The following is an 18,046-nucleotide window of genomic DNA, read 5'->3' as shown; positions in this document are numbered from 1 at the left end:
GCGCAAGAGCGACGGGCCCCCGGCACCGTCCCGGCCCGATCTGGTATGGCCACCGGATCAGGCGGGGACGGGCATGCTCATGAGGACTTCCGTGGGTGTTCCGGTGGCCGATCCACCGGGCGGTTCGACGCTCACCGCGACCTTGTCGGCGCCGGCGACGCCGTCCGCCACGACCAGGCCGCCCCGGTCCGCCGCCGCGATCACCCCGGCCGGGCGCGGCGCGGCCGCGCCGGTGATCAGCCAGGCTTCGTAGACCTTCCCGCCCGGCTGCGACGGCAGGCCGGCGTCCATCACCATCACCCGGTTGAGCGACCGCGACAGGACGACCGTGACGCCGCCGCCGGTCGGCGCCTCGCCGTGCGCGGTCTTCGCGTCCGGTGCCGCGAGCAGCGCCGCCACCGGCGCGAACTGCTGTTTCGCCTGGTCGAGGCGGCTCTGGGCGGCCTGCAGCTCCTGCTGCTGGGTCAGCGCGATCCCGCCGAACACCCCGCCCGCGGCGAGCCCGACGACGGCCGCCGCGGCCGACACGACGACCGCCCAGCGCGGGGCCCGCACCGAGCGGCGGTGCCGCTCCGGCGCACCGGGCCGGGTGCGCGGCGGCAGCTGGCGGGTGGCGTGCATGGCGGTCATGACGCGGTCCTTGAACCCCGGCGGCGGCTCTTCGGCCATCGCCGCGCCCAGCCGGGCCGCCGTCGCCCGCAGCTCGGCGACCTCCTGTGTGCACGAGTCGCACTGCTCGAGGTGGCGGGCGAACTCCGCGCGTTCGACGTCGTTGACGGCGTCGAGTGCGAAGGCGCCGGCCAGGGTGTGCATCTCCGGCGTGCTCAAGCGGTCACCCCCAGGCAGTCCCGCAGGCGGATCAGCCCGTCCCGCAGCCGCGTCTTGACGGTTCCTTGCGGCGTCGACAGCACTTCGGCCACCTCGCGATACGTATAGCCCTGGTAGTAGGCGAGCAGCACGGACTCGCGCTGCAGGTCGGTCAGGAAGGACAGGCACCGGCGCACCTGGGAGCGTTCGAGCCGCGCGGTGACGGACTCCGCGACCTCGTCGAACGGGCGGCCGCGGGCGGCTTCGAAGGTCGCCTTCTGCTCGCGCTCGGTGCTCGCGCGCGCCGAGCGGACGCGGTCGACGGCGCGGCGGTGCGCCAGCGTCATCGCCCAGTTCAGCGCCGAGCCCTTGTCCGGGGCGTACCGCGTGGCGGTGCGCCACAGCTCGACGAGCACCTCCTGGGCGACCTCTTCGGACTGGGCCGCGTCCCGGACGATCCGCCGGACGAGCCCGTAGATCGGCCCGGCGAACTGGTCGTAGAGCAGCTCGAAGGCCCGCTCGTCGCCCTTGGCGACGCGGATCATGAGCTCTTCCGGGGACGGCACAGTGGGGCCGGCCGAAACCTCCGAGGGCACCGGCGCCATGTGGCGCGGGCGGGCCGGCTCATCCATGCAGCTGTCCTCCGGCGTTCTGCGGGGTGCGCGCCGCGACCGCGGCCTTCCGCAGCCACAGCGCGACGCCGTGGCGGCGGATCAGCGCGGACACCCGCTGCGGGAGCAGCGGCCGGGCCAGCACCAGCCGGGCCAGCCAACGCGGGTTCACCGGGCGGCGAACTCCCCGCAGCGTAGCGATCAGGGGCGTGGCCGTCCCGCGGCGCAACGCCACGGTGAGGTCGAGCAGCGCCTCCGGGCGCGGCAGGCGCATCCGGTACTCGCCGTCCATCTCCTGGAACGGCGAGACGTAGAACGCCTTGGCCGCGCGGGCGCGGCCGGCCTCGTCCGGGTGCAGCAGGTAGGCGTGGCGGCCGCCGTAGGTGTTGTGCACCTCGGCGACGACGCACGCCGGCCGGCCCTCCGGCTCGTGGCACCAGTAGACGCTGATCGGGTTGAACGCGTACCCGAGCACGCGGGCGGCGGCCAGCATCACGACCCGGCCGCCGCGCAGGTCGACCCCGCGCTCGGCGAGCCAGGCGTCCAGCTTCTCCCGGATGCCGCGCGGGTCACCGGCCGCGAAGTGGTCGCGGGGGTCGAACCGGGCGAACGGCCGCAGCCACCACGGCAGCCGCGGGAGGTCGTCCAGGTCCACCCGCCACAGGTACACGCGGTGGGTGAAGGCGTGCGGCGGGTCGATCCGCCGCACGTGCGCGACCGTGGCGTCGTAGAGCGCGTTCGTCACCACGTCACCCCCAGGCTTTCCGCGGCGCGGGCGCCCGAAGCGCAGCCGTCCTCGTGGAAGCCCCAGCCGTGGTAGGCGCCCGCGTACGCCAGCACGCCGTCGTTGAGCCCGGCCAGCCGTCGTTGCGCGGCCACGGATTCCGGCGTGTAGACGGGGTGCTCGTACCGCATCCGCGCGACGACGTGCTCCTGGCCGGGGCCGTCGCCGGGGTTGAGGGTGACGACGTAGCCGGTCGGCTCGTCGAGGCGCATCAGGCGGTTCATGTCGTAGCTGACCTGGACCGCGCCGGTGGGCGCGCCGCAGGCGGGCGCGCGGTAGTTCCAGCCGGCCCGGGCGGCGGGCAGCGAGGGCAGCACGCTCGTGTCGGTGTGCAGCCAGGCCTCGTTCTCGGAGTAGCGGAACGCGCCGAGCACCTCGCGCTCGGCGGCGGTCGGGTTGGCCAGCAGCGAAAGGGCCTGGTCGGCGTGCGTGGCGACGACGACCTTGTCGACGCGGTGCGGCGTGTCGGCGTCGTCGCGGATCTCGACGCCGCCCGCGGTCCGCAGCACCGACCGCACCGGTGTCGAGAGGTGCACCGCTGTCAGCTGCTTCGCCGCGAGCTCGACGTACTCGCGCGAGCCGCCCACGACGGTCCGCCAGGCCGGCGAGTCCTGCACCGAGAGCATGCCGTGGTTGCGGAGGAACTCGAACAGGTACCGCGCCGGGTAGCGCAGGGTGTCGGTGCGATCGGCCGACCACACCGTGGACACCAGCGGCAGCATGAAGTGGTCGACGAAGTAGCGGGTGTAGCCGCCGATGGCGAGGAACGCGCCGAGCGTGACGTCGCCGGCGTCCTGCGCCGCCAGCAGCCGCTTCGCGTGCCGGTGGAACCGCTTCACCTCGGTCAGCATCCGCAGGTACCGGCCGCGGACGGCGTTCGCGCGCTGGGCGAACAGCCCGCCCACGCCCTTGGCCCCGGCGTACTGCAGGCCGCAGCCGTCGCACCGGATGCTCATCGACATCTCGGTGTCGCGCGTGGCCACCCCCAGCTCGCCGAACAGCTTGAGCAGGCTCGGGTAGGTGCGCTCGTTGTGGACGATGAAGCCGGAATCCACGCCGACGGTGCCACCGTGGGTGCTCGGCACGTCGTGCGTGTGCGCGTGCCCGCCCAGCCGGTCGTCGGCCTCGAACAGCAGAACTTCGTACTTGCGCTGCAGCAGGTATGCCGCGGTCAGCCCGGCCACCCCGCTGCCGATGACGCCGATGCGTTCTCCCGTGATCTCCACACCGGTCCTTCGGGACCGCGGCCCGCCCGGATTGCCGGACCGGGCGACCAATCCACCGCGGCGGGGAGAGCGAATCCCGGGCATGCCGCACACCACCACCGCGCACCGCCTCGCCTCGTTCGCCGCGAAACTCCTCGGCGGCCCGCTCCCCGTGGGCCTCCGGACCTGGGAGGGGACCCGCGCCGGCCCGGCCGACGCACCGACGGTCGTGCTCCGCAACCGCCGTGCCCTGCGCCGCCTGCTGTACGCGCCCGGCGAGCTGGGGCTCGCCCGCGCCTACGTCACCGGCGACCTCGACGTCGAAGGCGATCTGACGGACGGCTTCCGGCGGATCTGGGCTCTCACCCGCGCGGGGGACCTCAACCGGGCGAAGCTGGGGCCGCGCGAGTGGGCCGAAGCCGTCCGGCTGGCGGCCCGGCTCGGCGTCGCCGGGCTCCCGCCGAAGCCGCCGGCCGAAGAGGCCCGGCTGTCCGGGAAACTGCACAGCCTGCGGCGCGACCGCTCCGCCATCGCCCACCACTACGACCTGAGCAACGCCTTCTACCAGCTGCTGATGGACGAGTCGATGGCGTACTCGTGCGCCTACTTCACCTCCGGCTCGTCGAGCCTGGAGCAGGCGCAGCACGACAAGCTGGAGCTGATCTGCCGCAAGCTCGGGCTGCGGCCGGGCATGCGGCTGCTCGACGTCGGCTGCGGCTGGGGCTCGCTGCTCGTCCACGCGGCCAAGCACCACGGTGTCGAGGCCGTCGGCATCACGCTCTCGGCCGAGCAGCTGCAGCACATCCGCGGCCGGCTCGCCCAGCACGACCTCGAAGACCGCGTCGAGGTCCGCCGCCAGGACTACCGGGAGCTGCCGGACGCGCCGTTCGACGCGGTCGCGTCGATCGAAATGGGCGAGCACGTCGGCGAAGTCAACTACCCGGCGTACGCGGCGACGCTGCACCGCATGGTGAAGCCGGGCGGCCGCGTGCTGCTCCAGCAGATGTCCCGCGGGCACGTCGCCCCCGGCGGCGGGGCGTTCATCGAGCGGTACATCGCCCCCGACATGACCATGCGCCCGGTCGGGCGGACCATCGACCACCTGGAGACCGCGGGCCTCGAGGTGCGGGACGTGCAGGCGCTGCGCGAGCACTACGTCTGGACGGTCCGGGCCTGGGCCGCCACCCTGGAGGAGAACTGGGCCGACGTCGTCGCGCTCATCGGCGAGACGGGCGCGCGGGTCTGGCGCCTGTACCTGGTGGGCGGGGCGCTGGCGTTCGAGGAGAACCGGATGGGCGTGGACCAGATCCTGGCCGTGCGGCCCGACGAGCACGGTGGCTCCGGCCTGCCCGCGACGCGGGAGTGGTGACGATGCCCCAGCTGCTCGTCACGGCCGTCGTCACGCTCGTGGCGGTGACCGTGACCTTCGGGATCGCGCGGGCACGCAAGCGGTACGACACGATCGACACGTTCTGGGGGCTCGGGTTCGCGATCGTCGCGCTCGCCGCCTTCCCGTTCGGCGACGGCCCGCTGCCGCTGCGGCTCGTGGTGGTCCTCCTGACGGTCGTCTGGGGCGTGCGGCTCTCGGTGCACCTGCACCTGCGCAACCACAAGCTGCCGGAGGACCCGCGGTACGCGCGGATGGGCCACCGGCCGCTGAAGATGTTCCTGCGCGTGTACCTGTTCCAGGCCGTCGTGCTGTACTTCGTGTCGCTGCCGGTGCAGTTCGCCGTGGACGGCACGGGCATCGGTGTCCTCGGCTGGCTCGGTGTCGCGGTGTGGGTGGTCGGGTTCGCGTTCGAGACGATCGGCGACGACCAGCTGCGCCGGTTCAAGGCCGACCCGGCGTCGAAGGGGAAGGTGCTCGACACGGGGTTGTGGCGCTACACGCGGCACCCGAACTACTTCGGCGACGCGTGCGTGTGGTGGGGCCTCTACCTGCTGGCCTGTTCGACGTGGCCGGGCGCGGCGACGATCCTCTCCCCCGTCGCGATGACGTTCACCCTGGCCCGCGGGACGGGGAAACCCATGCTGGAGAAGGGAATGGCGCGCACGCGCCCGGCGTACGCGCACTACGTCGAGCGCACCAGCGGGTTCTTCCCGCTGCCGCCGAAGAAGGTCACTCCCCGGTGAGACCGTCGGTGAGCTCGCGCAGCACGTCGAGGTGGCCGACGTGCCGCGCGGTCTCCTCGATCATGTGCGTGAGGACCCAGCGGACGTTGAAGGTCTCGGCCTTGTGCGTCACTTCGTCGTCGAGGCCGTGCTTCGCAACGATCTCGCGGCTGTGGGCGCACTGCTTCTCGTAGTCGGCGAGGAGGGTTTCCAGCTTGGTGTCCGCCGGGACGCGGAACTCCGCGTCCGGGTCCTGCTCGAGGATCTCCTCCCAGGTGTCCTCCTCGCTGCCGACGACCACGCCGAACCAGAACCCCTCGTTGAGCGTGAGGTGGGCGACCAGGCCGGCGACGGTCGTCAGCTCGCTCGGCAGGTGTGCCCGGCGGGCTTGGTCTTCGGTGAGCCCGCCTGCCTTCCACGCGACGGTGGCGCGGTGGTAGTCGAGCAGGCCGGTCAGGATCTCGCGCTCGCCGCCGGTGAGCGGGACTTCCGGGCGCTGGGGGCGTTCGGTCATGGGCGCGACTCTGCCAGAAGGGTCCGACAGTTCCGAATACCTTGTGTACGATGTAATCGTGGGCTAGGTTTGCGGACGTGCCGGACGAGTTCCTTCTTGACGAGCAAGCCTGCTTCGCGCTGTACGCCGCGTCGCGCGCGGTGACGGACGCCTACCGTCCCCTGCTCGGCGAGCTCGACCTCACCTACCCGCAGTACCTGGTGCTGCTGGTGCTGTGGGAGTCCGACGCCCGGCCGGTCAAGGAGATCGGCGAGGCGCTGCACCTGGACTACGGCACGCTTTCCCCGCTGCTGAAGCGGCTCGAGGCCAACGGGCTGGTCACGCGGACGCGGTTGCCCGCGGACGAACGCACGGTGGTGATCAGCCTGACCGAGCAGGGCCGGGCGGTGCGCACGCGCGCCGCCGGCGTCCCCTCGGCGATCGGCTGCGCGCTGGGCCTCGGCGAGCGGGAGCGGCGGGAACTGATCACCACCCTGCGGCGGCTGACGGCTTCGGCCGCCGCGTATGCAAGCGAGCACTGACCAACCGAGCACTGACTCATCCGAGCACTGAGGAGGCTTTATGCCCAGCCGTGACGCCACCACCCACTGGGTCGGCGGACTGAACAGCGGAAAGGGCGAGGTCACGCTGGACTCGTCCAACGCGGGCACGTTCGCGGTCTCGTTCCCGACCCGGGCGGGCGACCCGGACGGCCAGACGAGCCCGGAGGAGCTCATCGCGGCGGCGCACTCGTCCTGCCTGGCGATGAACCTGTCGGGCGTGCTGGAGTCCCAGAAGCTCACCGCCGACTCGATCGACGTGAGCGCCGAGGTGACCCTCGGCCCGGCCAAGGGCGGCGGCTTCGAGATCAGCGGCATCGCGATCACCCTGCGCGCCTCGGTCCCGGGCGTGACGGCGGAGCAGTTCGCGGAGTACGCGGAGACGGCGGAGAAGACCTGCCCGGTGTCGAAGGCCCTGGCGGGCACGACGATCACCATGGACGCGGCCCTCGCCTGAGATCGGCCCGGTGCACGGCCCCTCGCCTTCGCGGCGAGGGGCCGTTCGCTTGCCGGACACGAACCCGCGCGGGTGCCTCAGCCGAACGCGGCCAGTGCGAGGGGTTCCCACTTGCGCCAGCCGTCGAGCCGGTCCCGGTACTCGGCTTCGACCGCCGCGAACGACTTGCCGAAGAACATCCGGTGCGGCGGGTCGTCGGTGTCCGCGAGTTCCAGCATCGGCGCCCGGGTCGCCCGCGGGTCGCCGAGGTCCCACTCGATCCGGCCCGCTTCGCGGACCGCGTCGTAGGCCGGGTCCAGCGCGCTCTGCCGGACGCTGCCGCCGCCGAAATCCGTGCGGTACGGGCCGGGCTCGAGGCAGATCACGTCGATCCCGAAGGCCGCGACCTCCTGCCGCAGGGACTCCGAAAGTCCTTCCACCGCCCACTTCGACGCGTGGTAGGCGCCGATGCCCGGGAACGCGCGGATGCCGCCCTCGCTGGTGACCTGGATGATCCGGCCACGCCCTTGACGGCGCATGATCGGCAGGGCCGCCTGGGTCAGCCAGAGCGTGCCGAAGAAGTTCGTCTCGAGCTCCGCCCGGACCTCTTCCTCGGTGAGTTCCTCGACCATCCCGAAGTGCCCGTACCCGGCGTTGTTCACCAGCACGTCCAGGGAACCGAACCCGGCCGCCGCCCGCTCGACCGCCTCGACGGCGGCGGCGCGGTCGGTGACGTCCAGCTTCAGCGGCATTACGGCGTCGCCGTACCGGTCGACCAGCGGACGCAGGCTTTCGACGTCCCGCGCGGTGGCCGCGACCCGGTCGCCGCGCGCGAGCGCCGCCTCGGTCCACTCCCGGCCGAAGCCCTTGGACGTCCCGGTGATGAACCAGTTCTTCGTCACGACTTGCCCTTCCGTTCGCATCTCTACGTCTCAAGCTAACAGTAGCACGGACTGCATTTTTATGATGGCTGGTAGAGTTGGCGCCATGATCGCGACTGACGGCCGCCGGGAGCGCAAGAAGGCCGAGACCCGGACCCGCATCCGGGAAGCGGCCCTGGACCTCTTCGCGAGCCAGGGCTACCGCGAGACGACGATCGCGCAGATCGCCGCGCGCGCCGACGTCGCGACCCGGACGGTCACGCTGCACTTCCCGGCCAAGGACGACCTGCTGTTCGCCGACGACCCGTTCACCCCGGAGTCGCTCGAGGAGCGGCTGCGCGCGCGGACGGCGGAGAGCACCCTCGACGCGGTCGGCGACTGGATGCACGCGACCATGCGCGAACTCGACGCGCGCGACCACGACTCCGGGGCGGACCCGGCGCACCTCTGGCAGCGCCGGGCCCTGCGCGCCGGGCTGCTCATGGCCGACGACGACCTCCGCGGCCGCGCCCGGGCCGGCTACCGCGACCTCGAACTCCTCATCGCGGCGGGCATCGGCGCGGACCTCGGCCTCCCGGCGGACGCCCTGCTCCCCCGGCTCGCCGCCGTCACCGTGGTCACCGGCCTCCGCGAGATCTACGTGACCCGCGAGGGCCGGACGCGCTCGGCGGCGAGCGAACTGTCCGATCTGGTCGACGAAGTGCTCGCCTTCGCCAGGGCCGGTCTCCGCGACCGGTCGGCGGCCCCGGATCCCCGAGGATCGGCCGTTCGCGACGAGTGATCGCGGCTCGCCGGGCGAGCCGACGCTGTAAACCGATCGGTTTTCAATCCGGACGAGCCGGGCTAACCTCGGGGAATGACCACCGATGCGAAACCCACCTCCCGGGAGCGGCTGCTCGAGGCCGCGGCCACCCTCACCTACCGGGAGGGGGTCGGCATCGGCGTCGAGGCGCTGTGCAAGGCCGCGGGCGTGTCGAAGCGGTCGCTCTACCAGCTGTTCGAAAGCAAGGACGAACTCCTCGCCGCCAGCCTGAAGGAAGGCGCGGGCGCCTTCGTGGCCGGCCTGCTGCCCCCGGCCGACGACGACCGCTCGCCCCGCGAGCGGATCATGCACGTCTTCGCGCAGCTGACCGCCCAGGCGAGCGCGCCGGGGTTCCACGGCTGCCGGTACCTGGCCGCGCAGATCGAGCTCAAGGACCAGCGCCACCCCGCCAGCCGGGTGGCGCGGCGGATCAAGCGCAACCTGCTGGGCTTCTTCCGCCGGGAGGCCGAACAGGGCGGCGCCGCCGATCCGGAGCTGCTGGCCCGGCAGCTGCTCGTGGTCTTCGACGGCGCCAGCGCCCGGGCCGGCATCGGGGTCGACGACCTGAAGGGGCTCATCGTCCCGACCGTGACCACCCTGCTCGACGCGGCGGCGCTGCGCTGAAGCCCGTCACTCCGGAGGCGCCCAGCCGCCGGTGACCTCCTTGAGCGGCTTGTGCGGGAAGCGGCGCCGGGCGTACTCCTGCGCGCGGGAACCCGGCAGGACGTACAGCGTCTCCCGCTTGTCCTGCAGCGGGCGCAGCACGGTCTTGAGGAACTCCTTGCGGTCCTCCAGGTACGGACCCAGCACGTCCTCGCCCGCGGGGCAGACGGCCAGGCAGTAACCCGATTTGTAGCCGGGCGGCGAACTCAGGCTCTGCCACATCGAGGCGCTTTCGGCCGCGGGGACGCGGGAGCGGTAGTCGGCCGCGTCCGCGCTGCCGGCCACGGTCTGCGCCCAGTCGGTGAACCCGCTCATGAACTCGCGGTAGTTGTGCGTGGTGCAGGCCAGCCCGTCGAACGCCCCATCCTTGGCGATGGCCCCGACCGGACACGCCGTGACGCACAACTTGCAGTCGATGCAGGGGTTGTAGTCCAGCGCCTGCCCGTACTCGCTCACTTCGGCATCCACCAGCACGGTGGCCAGCAGCACGAAACTGCCGAACTTCGGGTGGATGACGCCTGCGGTGCAGGCCCATCACGCCGAGCCCGGCGGCGACCGCGACGGTCTTGTGCGCCACCACCCAGATCCGATCCGTCCCGAAGCGGTCCCTCTCCTGGGGGAAACCGACCGACGGGTTGATCGCGTGGTGGCCGGCGTCCTGCAGCGCCTGGATCACGCTGCGGGCGGCGTGGTTGGCCTGCTCGTCGGTCTGGTGGAACTCCTGGTTGGCCACGCTGCGGGCCGGCGAGCGGCAGTTGTCGCGGTTCATCCGGAACGCCATCGCGATCAGGGTACCGCATCCCGCGCTCGGAAACCGATCTGTTTCCGATCACTCCCCCCAATAGCGGGACGACCTTCGACGAGAAGAGCCGCCGGCACAAAAACCACCCCAGCAGGCCGGCCGCCGCCCGGGACGCCGGCCGCGAAACCCCGGATGATCGAATCGGTTCGATCTTTCACGGGGCCCGGTTAATATTTTCGGACCAGGTGAGACTCGCTTGCACATCCTCGGCGCGTGCTCTACTTTCGATTGTCGTCGATGCGGTTCGACGACAATCGTGACGGATCGCCGTCTCTGGGGGGCAGTCGAGAACGCCATGCGCAAGCGCGGTCACCAGCAGTACGCCGGAGCACGGCTCGCGGCCGGTCAGCGGACGAACGTCCTGGCCCTGGTCGTCCCGCTGCGCGCCGGCCCCCACGACGTCGTCGTGCGGGAGTTCGTGGCCGCCGCGATCTCCGCGGCCGGCGCCCGCGACCACGCCCTGCTCCTGCTCACCGCCGAAGAGGGCCCCGCCGCGCTACGCCGCGCGGTGTCCTCGTCCGTCGCCGACGGCGTCGTGGTGATGGACGTCGAAGCGGCCGATCCGCGCGTGCCCGCGCTGCTCGGGCTGGGCCGGCCGGCGGTGCTGATCGGCCTGCCGGACCGGCCGCACGGGCTCGGCTGCCTCGACCTCGACTTCGCCGCGGCGGGCGCGCTGTGCCTGGGCCACCTCGCCGGCCTCGGGCACGAGCACGTCGCCCTGATCGGCTCGCCGCCCGCGGCCTACCGGCGCGGCAGCAGCTCCGCGACCCGGCTCGCGCTGGGGTTCACGGCGGAAGCGGCGCGCCGTGGCGTCCGCTCGACGACGCTGGCCTGGGGAAACACCCACCGGCGGTCGCTGCGCGGCCTGGACGCGCTCTTCGCCCGGCACCCCGGCGTCACCGGGCTCGTGGTGCACAACGAAACGGCGCTGCCCGCGGTGCTGGCGTGCCTGCACCACCGGGGGCTGCGGGTGCCCGGCGACGTCTCCCTCGTCGCGGTCGGCCCGGACAGCCTGACCGCGCACAGCCTGCTCGAGCTGACCTGCGTGGCGATCCCGGCGCGGGAGATCGGCGCGCTGGCCGTCGAAACGGTCATCGGGCAGCTCGACGACGGCACCGCGCCCGGCACCCGGCTGCTCGCGCCGAAGCTGGCCGCCCGCGCCAGCTCCGCACCGCCACGCCTGCCGTGACGCGGCCGCGCCGAATAGCGTCCCCCACATTTTGCCACTGTCGGTATTCCGGTGATCAATTGTCGGCTGTTGGTTCACGGAAATGACGTATTGCCCGGGCCACCCGAGCCGGTGTTAACGTGGCCGCGGCGACCGCGCGGCTGTTTTTCCCGCTCGCATTTGCCGAGACGAAATCCGGGGAAACGATCTCAGCCGGAGGGTCCTGACATGCATCGAAGACAGCTGGCACTGGCGGTCGTGGTGGTGGCGGGGTGGTCGCTGCCCGTTCCGGCGGCGGCGGAACCGGCCGCCTCGCCCGGCGATTCGGGCCAATCCGTCACCTTGATCACCGGCGACCGGGTGCGGGTGCTGCCGAATTTCCGCGGGGAAAGCACGGTCACCGTCGAACCGGGCCCGGGGCGCGACCGGATCGGTTTCTTCCGCGAAACGCACACCCCCGCGAAGCCCGGCGACATCACCGTGGTGCCGTCGGACGCGCTGGCGCTGGTGGCCTCCGGCCGGCTCGATCCCCGGCTGTTCGACGTTTCCGAGCTGCTGCGCCAGCACCTCGCCGACTCCGCGGGCAGTCTTCCCCTGATCGTCACCTCGTCCGCCGGCTCCCCCGCCGCCACGCCGCCCGCCACCACGGCCGTCCGGGACCTGCCGAGCGTGCGCGGCACGGCGCTGCGCCAGGACCGGCGCCGGGGCACCGAGTTCTGGAGCTGGCTCACCGCCGGGTCCGCGCTGCGCGCCGGGGTCGGGAAGGTGTGGCTGGACGGCCTGGCCACCCCGGCGCTCGACGTCAGCGTGCCGCAGATCGGCGCCCCGGCCGCGTGGCAGGCGGGGTACACGGGCCGCGGCGTCACGGTCGGCGTGCTCGACACCGGCGTCCGGGCGGACCACCCGGATCTCGCCGGCAAGGTGGTCGAGGCGCAGGACTTCACCGGGACCCGGCCGGACGCGAGCGACGACCTCGGGCACGGCACGCACGTCGCCGGCATCATCGCCGGGACCGGCGCCGCCTCCGGTGGGCGCTACCGCGGGGTGGCGCCGGACGCCCGGCTGGTCAGCGGCAAGGTCTGCGTCGCCTACGGCTGCCCGGAATCGGCGGTGATCGCCGGCATGGAGTGGATCGCGCCGAAGGTCCGCGTGGTCAACCTGAGCCTGGGCGGCGACGCGACCGACGGCACGGATCCGGTGTCCCAGGCGGTGAACGCGCTGACCACCCGGTACGGCACCCTGTTCGTCGCCGCGGCCGGCAACGACCGCTCGCTCGACCTGCCCGAACCGGGACCGGTTGTCGCGCCCGCCGCCGCGGATGCGGCGCTGGCCGTCGGCAGCGTGTCGGCCCAGGACACCACCAGCCCGTTCTCCAACCGGGGCGCGCGGCTCGGCGACTACGCGGTCAAGCCGGACATCGCGGCGCCGGGCGAAGGCATCGTCTCGGCCCGGGCCGCGGGCACGCGCGACGGCGACACCGCTCCGGTGGACGACAACTACGCCCGGCTTTCCGGGACGTCGATGGCGACCCCGCACGTCGCCGGTTCGGCGGCCCTGCTGCTGCAGCGGCACCCGGACTGGCTCGCCGGCCGGCTCAAGACGACGTTGACGAGCACCGCCACACCGACCGCCGACGTCACCGAGCAGGGTGCCGGCCGGGTGGACGCCGGCCGCGCGGTCAGCCAGCAGGTCACCGCCACCACCGGCAGCCTCGGCTACGGCTTCGTCGCATGGCCGCGCACGCAACCCGTCACGAAGACCGTGACCTACCACAACGACACGGATGCGGCCGTCACCCTGTCGCTGGCCACGAACCCGCAGCCGCTGTTCACGCCGTCGGTGCCGTCCGTGGTGGTGCCCGCGCACGGCGATGCCGACGTCGGCGTCACCCTCCGGGCGGGCGGGGACGCGGCCGGGCAGCACGGCGGCCGGCTGACCGCGACCGCGCCCGGGATCACCGTGCAGACCGCGCTCGGGGCCTTCCTGGAAGCGGAAAGCTACGACGTGTCCGTGCGGCTGATCGGCCGGGACGGGCGGTTCACCGCGGGGGTCGCCACGCTCGTCGACACCGCGACGGGAGCCGCGTTCGGCGTCCGGCCGTTCCGCGCCGACGGCACGGCCGTGGTGCGGGTGCCCAAGGGGCGCTACGACCTCAACGCGTTCGACATCTCCGGTGACCCGGCGGGCCAGACCAGCCCGGCCGCCGTCACGCTGCTGTCGCGGCCCGGTCAGCCGGTCACCGGCGACGTTTCGATCACGCTCGACGCCCGCGCGGGCAAACCCCTGCGGGCGGCGGTCGATCGCCCCGACGCGCGGCTGCAGGGCGGCGAACTGGGCCTGGTGTCCGGAAATCCGGGCGGGACCCGCACGAACACGCTCGCCTGGATCGCCCAGCCGGGGACCGAGCTGTACGCGGTCGGCTCGGACCGCGAAGTCACCGACCACACCTACGCGCTGTACTTCCGGGCGACGCTGGCCGCCCGGCCACCCGGGGTGGATCCGAACGGGTACGTCTACCAGCTGGCGCTGCTCGAGCGCGGCCGCGTGCCGGCCGATCCGGTGTTCCGGGTGCGCGACCGGGACCTCGCGGTGGTCGACGCCCGCTACCACACCCAGGGGAAACCGGCCGAGAGCCTGCGCCTCGACGACGTCACCTTCGGGTTCCCGGGCGCCGACAGCGGGACCTACCAGGTCGTGGCGCAGGCGCTGCCGAGCCGGCGCACCGAGTACTACACGACCGGGGTGAGCTGGCAGCACCTCCTGGCGGTGTACCCGGACCCGCTGACCGACGCGGAGAGCAACTACTCGTACCGGACGTACCGGCCCGGGCCGCAGCACTCCGGCTGGAACCGCGCCCCGGTCGGCCCCGCTTTCGGTGCACCGCAGGACGGCTGGGGAGTGCTGCGCGCCGGAAACCAGCTGACGTACGCGATCCCGCTGGTGTCGGGCAGCGACCCGGAGCAGTACACCGCGCCACCGGGCGGCCTCACCGGCACGGCGACGCTTTCCCGCGACGGCGTCGCGCCGGCCAGCACGCCGAGCCCGGCCTTCGGGGCGTTGACCATTCCGGACGCCGCGGGAACTTACACCCTGCGGTCGGTCGCCACGCGCAGCGTGCCGTGGTCGGTGGTGGGCACCGCGGTGGACGTGGCGTGGACGTTCCACGAGCCGGGAGCGATGGCGCCGGCGAAACCGTTGCCACTGCTGGTGGTCCGGGCCGAGGGTGCGGTCGACGACCAGAGCCGCGCCCCGGCCGGGAAGCCGTTCGTGCTCGCGCTGACCGCTCAGCGGCAACCGGGCGCGGGCGAGTTCCGGCTGGCGGACCTGCGCGTCGAGACGTCCACTGACGACGGTGCAAAGTGGACGAGCACGCCCACCGCCCGGATCGGCAACGGCGGGCTCGCGGTGGTGCACGACCCGCCGGGCGGCGGGTTCGTGTCGCTGCGGATCACCGCCCGGGACACCGACGGCAACGCCGTCACCCAGACGGTGATCAGGGCGTACCAGACAACACCGTGACGGCGACCGCGGCGAGCGGGACGACGAAGGCGGCCCCGGTCAGGAGCTTGAGCTCCCGGCCGTGGGCCCGCCATTCGCCGTCCCAGCCGCTTTCGCCGTCGTAGCGCAGGTTCGCCGTCGTCATCAGCGCCCGGCCGAGCCCGAACCCCGCGCCCGCGCACAACGCCGCGGGCAGCGAAGCCGTGAGGGCCACGGCGATCGCGGCGACGTACGGCAGGCCGCTGGGCAGGTAGGTGCGCGCACCCGTGCCCATCTCGAAGCCGAACTGCAGCGGGCCGAGGTGGCGGCCGAGGCGGAACACCGTGTCCGGCACCAGCCGGCGGTTTTCCGGCAGCCGGAACGACCACACCCCCGTTTCGCGCAGCAGCACCGCACCCAGCGCCGCGGCCACCACGACCCAGCACAGAAGCGCCGGAAGCGGGGCGCGCAGCAGGGAACCCGCCACGGTCAGGACGAGCGCGGTCAGGGCGCCGCCGCAGACGAGCCCGGCGCAGAACGCCAGTGTCGGAGTACCTCGCCAGACCGGCGAGCTCAGCACGAAGGCCGAATTCCGGCTTCAACTGGAGCCGCTGGTGGCGAACCCGGCGGCCGCGCACAGGACGAGCCACGCGCCCGGCAGCAGCCGGCCCGGTGCGAACACCAGCGCGATCGTCACCGCGGCCGCGGCGAGCACGAGCCCGGCGGCGATCGTCAGCGGGTGCCACCGGCGCCGGGCGATCCCTTCGGTCACAGGGCGGCGCGGCAGATCGTCAGGTACGTCTGGCCGGTGTACCCGCCGCCCCAGAAGGTGGAGAAGCCGTCGGAGCAGCGGTAGACCTTCATGTCCGGCGTCGTCCACCGCCACGCGTTCTTGCCCACGAACTGGCCGCACGTGTTGGCCACCGGTTGGTGGTCGACCTGGATGCCGCCCTCGTTCCAGGTGCCGTACTTGTGCCAGCCCGCTTCGCAGTAGGTGCTCCCCCGCCAGAACCCGCCGAAGCACGCGGCGTAGGCGTTGACGTAGGCGCCGCTGGTGTCGGTCAGCTCGGCGTAGCCGGTGGGGTAGGCGTCCCGGCAGTCGTTGCGGTCGAAGCCCGGCATGCCGTACGGGCTGTACTCGGCGTTCGCCTTCCGGACGCGGGACAGGCCGGACCAGTCGAGCGCGGTCGCGCCGATCGTCAAGGCCCCGAGCGTCACCGCCCGCAGGAACGTCCGGCGCGTGCCGCGGGTCTTCAGCTTCCGTCCCGCGCGGGTGGCCCCGGCCGCCGGGCCGGGGCGGTCAACCTCGGGAATGTGCGCCAACTCCAGCGTCACCGGGGGTCGCCTCCTTCCTTCGGGCCGGCCCAGCCGGCCAGTGCCGTGTCCACTTCGGCCGCCCGGACCGGCAGCAGCATCCGGCGGACGCGGCCGGTCCCGTCGAGCGACATCAGCACCGGTGGCGAGAGGTGGGAAACCGACCGCCACGCTTCGCCGTCGCTGATCACCGGCAGGCCGTGGGCCAGTTCCGCCCACGTCGTCAGGGGTTCGTGGGTCAGCAGGGTCGCCTCCGCGCCGAGGCCGGCCAGCCGCTCGACCACCGTCAGGCACAGCGGGCAGCCCGAATCGACCGCCGCCACGATCCGGCCGCCGTCGCCGGCGAACCGCGGGCCCAGCACCAGATCGGGCGGCGCGGCCACGAACCCGTCCGTGGCCCGGGTGACGATCCCGCGCAGCAGCCGGACTTCGCGCAGAACGGCCGCCAGCCCGAAGAACAGCAGGATGATCGCCGCCCACGTGAGGAGCGTGACCGCGACCGAAGGGGTCATCGGCGGTCCCAGGCGATGTCGATCCCGTCGAGCCAGTCGAGCCGTTCCCGCTCGGTCTTCGCCGCCGTGGTGGCGAGGTGGACCTCGGCCAGGCCCGCCGGGCAGCCGAGGACGAACGAGTGCGCGGACTCCTTCGCGTACCCGGACTTCCAGACCTCGCCGTGCTGCGTGCGCGCGCCCGCGTGCGGCGGGATCAGCGCCGCGGCCTGGCGCGGCGCGGGGATCGACAGCGAACCGTGGTCCTTCACCACGACCACGAAGTGTTCGTTCATCGGGTCCAGCAGCGTCTCCGCGCGGGGGACGACGGTCATGCCGTCGACGTGGTCCTCGATCCGCAGCGAGCCGAACAGGGCGAGCACGCGGTCGCGGCGGGGTGCCGGGCCCGCGTACACCGTCATCAGCTCGTGGTAGGCGCCGAACAGGGTGGCCACGGACGATTGCCCGTCACGCGCCTCGGCGACGGCCACTTCCCGGCCGTGCACGACCAAGCGCTCACGGGTTTCGGCCGGGGCGACGTGCGTGCACGCGAAGTCGTGGTAGCCGCGCGGCCCGATCTGGAACCCGGTGCCGTACGAGCCGCCGACGAACCGGACGCCGGCCACCACGTGGGAAACCGGGGCCGCCGCGGGCAGGCCCACGATCACCCGGTCGCCGCTCGGCGCCACCAATCGCAGCCGTTGTGTCGCCATGGGACCTCCGATTCCCGGAATCGCACCCGGTGAGACTAGCCGACGGATTCCGCGGTGGCCACGATCGTTTTCCAACGGTTCTCGGATTGCTCCGAACGGGGACGGTACTTCTGTCCGGAAATGCGGTGTCGCGAATACAGTGGGTCCGTGCACACCTTCTGGTCCGCGGGAATGACGGCGCTGACGGCGCTCGGGGCGGTGCTGCTGACCGCGGCCGGCGCGGCCCACGCGGCGCGGCCGCGGGAGCACCGGGCGGTGCTGCGCGCCCACCGCCTGCTGCCGCCCTTCGTGGCCGCGCCGACCGCCGGCGCGGAGGTCCTCGTGGGCGCGGCGATGCTCGCCTCAGTGCTCGCCGATCCGGCTGCCGCGGCGCTGCCCGCCCTCGCGCAAGCCGCGCTGTACTGCGCTTTCGCGGGTTACGCGGCGGTGCTGCGGACGCGCCGCGCGGGCGTGCCGTGCGGGTGTTTCGGCGCGGCGGAGGTGTCGTGGGCGGTGGTGGCCCGGGCGGTCGTGCTCGCCGCGGGCAGCGCCGGGTGCGCGGCCCTGGGCGCACCCGCGCCGGCCCCGGACCGGTGGGCGTGCGTGGCCGCCGGCGTGGTGCTGGCGATGGCGAACCACCTGATTCCGGCGTGGCGCGCAGCCGGCGACCGAAAATCCGGGCGGGCTTTCCGATGATTCTTTTACCGTTTCCGTGACCCCGCGAAGAAATCGACGACGGTTGGCCGGAAAA

At 73.0% G+C, this 18,046-nt stretch carries 21 protein-coding genes; 9 read left to right on the top strand and 12 right to left on the bottom strand.

Annotation, left to right across the window (positions count from 1 at the left end):
- Window positions 1–57: 57 nt before the first annotated feature.
- The 4 genes from ISP_RS15530 to ISP_RS15515 are packed head-to-tail and all read right to left on the bottom strand — an operon-like array spanning window position 58 to window position 3,428.
- Window positions 58–813 (bottom strand): anti-sigma factor, encoded by a 756-nt coding sequence (locus ISP_RS15530; RefSeq protein WP_013224819.1) that lies wholly within the window; start codon window positions 811–813, stop codon window positions 58–60.
- A gap of 11 nt (window positions 814–824) precedes the next feature.
- The gene (gene sigK, locus ISP_RS15525) at window positions 825–1,439 is read right to left on the bottom strand and encodes an ECF RNA polymerase sigma factor SigK (protein ID WP_014466900.1); all 615 of its coding nucleotides are present in this window, start codon (window positions 1,437–1,439) and stop codon (window positions 825–827) included.
- Window positions 1,432–2,166 carry a DUF1365 domain-containing protein gene (locus ISP_RS15520; protein WP_013224817.1) on the bottom strand — a complete coding sequence of 245 codons (735 nt, stop codon included), beginning with the start codon at window positions 2,164–2,166 and terminating at the stop codon, window positions 1,432–1,434. The genes sigK and ISP_RS15520 overlap by 8 nt, the downstream gene beginning before the upstream one ends.
- Window positions 2,160–3,428 (bottom strand): NAD(P)/FAD-dependent oxidoreductase, encoded by a 1,269-nt coding sequence (locus ISP_RS15515; RefSeq protein WP_013224816.1) that lies wholly within the window; start codon window positions 3,426–3,428, stop codon window positions 2,160–2,162. The genes ISP_RS15520 and ISP_RS15515 overlap by 7 nt, the downstream gene beginning before the upstream one ends.
- Window positions 3,429–3,510: 82 nt before the next feature.
- On the opposite strand from ISP_RS15515, the gene ISP_RS15510 reads away from it, so the two are divergent.
- Window positions 3,511–4,776, top strand: a complete 1,266-nt coding sequence (locus tag ISP_RS15510) for an SAM-dependent methyltransferase (RefSeq protein ID WP_013224815.1) — start codon at window positions 3,511–3,513, stop codon at window positions 4,774–4,776.
- 2 nt (window positions 4,777–4,778) lie between these two features.
- Window positions 4,779–5,540 carry a DUF1295 domain-containing protein gene (locus ISP_RS15505; RefSeq protein ID WP_176742172.1) on the top strand — a complete coding sequence of 254 codons (762 nt, stop codon included), beginning with the start codon at window positions 4,779–4,781 and terminating at the stop codon, window positions 5,538–5,540.
- On the opposite strand, the gene ISP_RS15500 is transcribed toward ISP_RS15505, so the two are convergent.
- Window positions 5,527–6,033: a DinB family protein gene (locus tag ISP_RS15500; protein WP_013224813.1), complete on the bottom strand. Its 507-nt coding sequence runs from the start codon at window positions 6,031–6,033 to the stop codon at window positions 5,527–5,529. The genes ISP_RS15505 and ISP_RS15500 overlap by 14 nt on opposite strands.
- Before the next feature lie 77 nt (window positions 6,034–6,110).
- Here ISP_RS15500 and ISP_RS15495 point away from each other — a divergent pair, with 77 nt between their 5' ends.
- Window positions 6,111–6,554 carry a MarR family winged helix-turn-helix transcriptional regulator gene (locus ISP_RS15495; RefSeq protein WP_013224812.1) on the top strand — a complete coding sequence of 148 codons (444 nt, stop codon included), beginning with the start codon at window positions 6,111–6,113 and terminating at the stop codon, window positions 6,552–6,554.
- Window positions 6,555–6,594: 40 nt separating this feature from the next.
- Window positions 6,595–7,029: an OsmC family peroxiredoxin gene (locus tag ISP_RS15490; protein WP_013224811.1), complete on the top strand. Its 435-nt coding sequence runs from the start codon at window positions 6,595–6,597 to the stop codon at window positions 7,027–7,029.
- Between the two features lie 77 nt (window positions 7,030–7,106).
- On the opposite strand, the gene ISP_RS15485 is transcribed toward ISP_RS15490, so the two are convergent.
- On the bottom strand, window positions 7,107–7,910 hold the full coding sequence (locus ISP_RS15485) for an SDR family NAD(P)-dependent oxidoreductase (RefSeq protein ID WP_013224810.1): 804 nt from the start codon (window positions 7,908–7,910) through the stop codon (window positions 7,107–7,109).
- An 85-nt stretch (window positions 7,911–7,995) separates the two neighbouring features.
- Here ISP_RS15485 and ISP_RS15480 point away from each other — a divergent pair, with 85 nt between their 5' ends.
- Both ISP_RS15480 and ISP_RS15475 read left to right on the top strand, forming a co-directional pair.
- Entirely contained in the window at window positions 7,996–8,670 is a 675-nt protein-coding gene (locus ISP_RS15480; protein WP_013224809.1) for a TetR/AcrR family transcriptional regulator, read from the top strand.
- Between the two features lie 75 nt (window positions 8,671–8,745).
- Window positions 8,746–9,315, top strand: coding sequence for a TetR/AcrR family transcriptional regulator (locus ISP_RS15475; RefSeq protein ID WP_013224808.1), 570 nt, complete (start codon window positions 8,746–8,748; stop codon window positions 9,313–9,315).
- A gap of 6 nt (window positions 9,316–9,321) precedes the next feature.
- Here ISP_RS15475 and ISP_RS15470 read toward each other — a convergent pair whose 3' ends face one another.
- Window positions 9,322–9,843: a 4Fe-4S binding protein gene (locus ISP_RS15470; protein WP_013224807.1), complete on the bottom strand. Its 522-nt coding sequence runs from the start codon at window positions 9,841–9,843 to the stop codon at window positions 9,322–9,324.
- 608 nt (window positions 9,844–10,451) lie between these two features.
- Here ISP_RS15470 and ISP_RS15465 point away from each other — a divergent pair.
- Together ISP_RS15465 and ISP_RS15460 are read left to right on the top strand one after the other, a co-directional pair.
- A complete protein-coding gene (locus tag ISP_RS15465; protein ID WP_013224806.1) occupies window positions 10,452–11,345 on the top strand; it encodes a LacI family DNA-binding transcriptional regulator in 894 nt (297 codons plus the stop codon).
- Between the two features lie 207 nt (window positions 11,346–11,552).
- Window positions 11,553–14,843 carry a S8 family serine peptidase gene (locus ISP_RS15460; RefSeq protein ID WP_013224805.1) on the top strand — a complete coding sequence of 1,097 codons (3,291 nt, stop codon included), beginning with the start codon at window positions 11,553–11,555 and terminating at the stop codon, window positions 14,841–14,843.
- Here the strand turns inward: ISP_RS15460 and ISP_RS15455 are convergent.
- Genes ISP_RS15455 through ISP_RS15435 form a run of 5 tightly spaced genes read right to left on the bottom strand, consistent with a single transcriptional unit; the run spans window position 14,818 to window position 17,316 of the window.
- Entirely contained in the window at window positions 14,818–15,381 is a 564-nt protein-coding gene (locus tag ISP_RS15455; RefSeq protein ID WP_013224804.1) for a hypothetical protein, read from the bottom strand. The genes ISP_RS15460 and ISP_RS15455 overlap by 26 nt on opposite strands.
- Window positions 15,382–15,399: 18 nt before the next feature.
- Complete coding sequence (locus tag ISP_RS15450; RefSeq protein WP_014466898.1) at window positions 15,400–15,573, bottom strand: hypothetical protein; 174 nt, start codon at window positions 15,571–15,573, stop codon at window positions 15,400–15,402.
- Window positions 15,570–16,136: a hypothetical protein gene (locus ISP_RS15445; protein WP_013224803.1), complete on the bottom strand. Its 567-nt coding sequence runs from the start codon at window positions 16,134–16,136 to the stop codon at window positions 15,570–15,572. The genes ISP_RS15450 and ISP_RS15445 overlap by 4 nt, the downstream gene beginning before the upstream one ends.
- Window positions 16,133–16,627 carry a hypothetical protein gene (locus tag ISP_RS15440; RefSeq protein ID WP_013224802.1) on the bottom strand — a complete coding sequence of 165 codons (495 nt, stop codon included), beginning with the start codon at window positions 16,625–16,627 and terminating at the stop codon, window positions 16,133–16,135. Before ISP_RS15440 ends, ISP_RS15445 begins: the two co-directional genes overlap by 4 nt.
- Window positions 16,624–17,316, bottom strand: a complete 693-nt coding sequence (locus ISP_RS15435) for a hypothetical protein (protein WP_013224801.1) — start codon at window positions 17,314–17,316, stop codon at window positions 16,624–16,626. The genes ISP_RS15440 and ISP_RS15435 overlap by 4 nt, the downstream gene beginning before the upstream one ends.
- Before the next feature lie 147 nt (window positions 17,317–17,463).
- Here ISP_RS15435 and ISP_RS15430 point away from each other — a divergent pair, with 147 nt between their 5' ends.
- Window positions 17,464–17,991, top strand: coding sequence for a MauE/DoxX family redox-associated membrane protein (locus ISP_RS15430; protein WP_013224800.1), 528 nt, complete (start codon window positions 17,464–17,466; stop codon window positions 17,989–17,991).
- The last annotated feature ends 55 nt before the right edge of the window (window positions 17,992–18,046 follow it).

The sequence above is a fragment of the Amycolatopsis mediterranei genome (assembly GCF_026017845.1).
In the GTDB taxonomy this organism is placed as follows: Bacteria; Actinomycetota; Actinomycetes; order Mycobacteriales; family Pseudonocardiaceae; genus Amycolatopsis; species Amycolatopsis mediterranei.
This window is presented reverse-complemented; position numbering and strand designations above follow the sequence as displayed.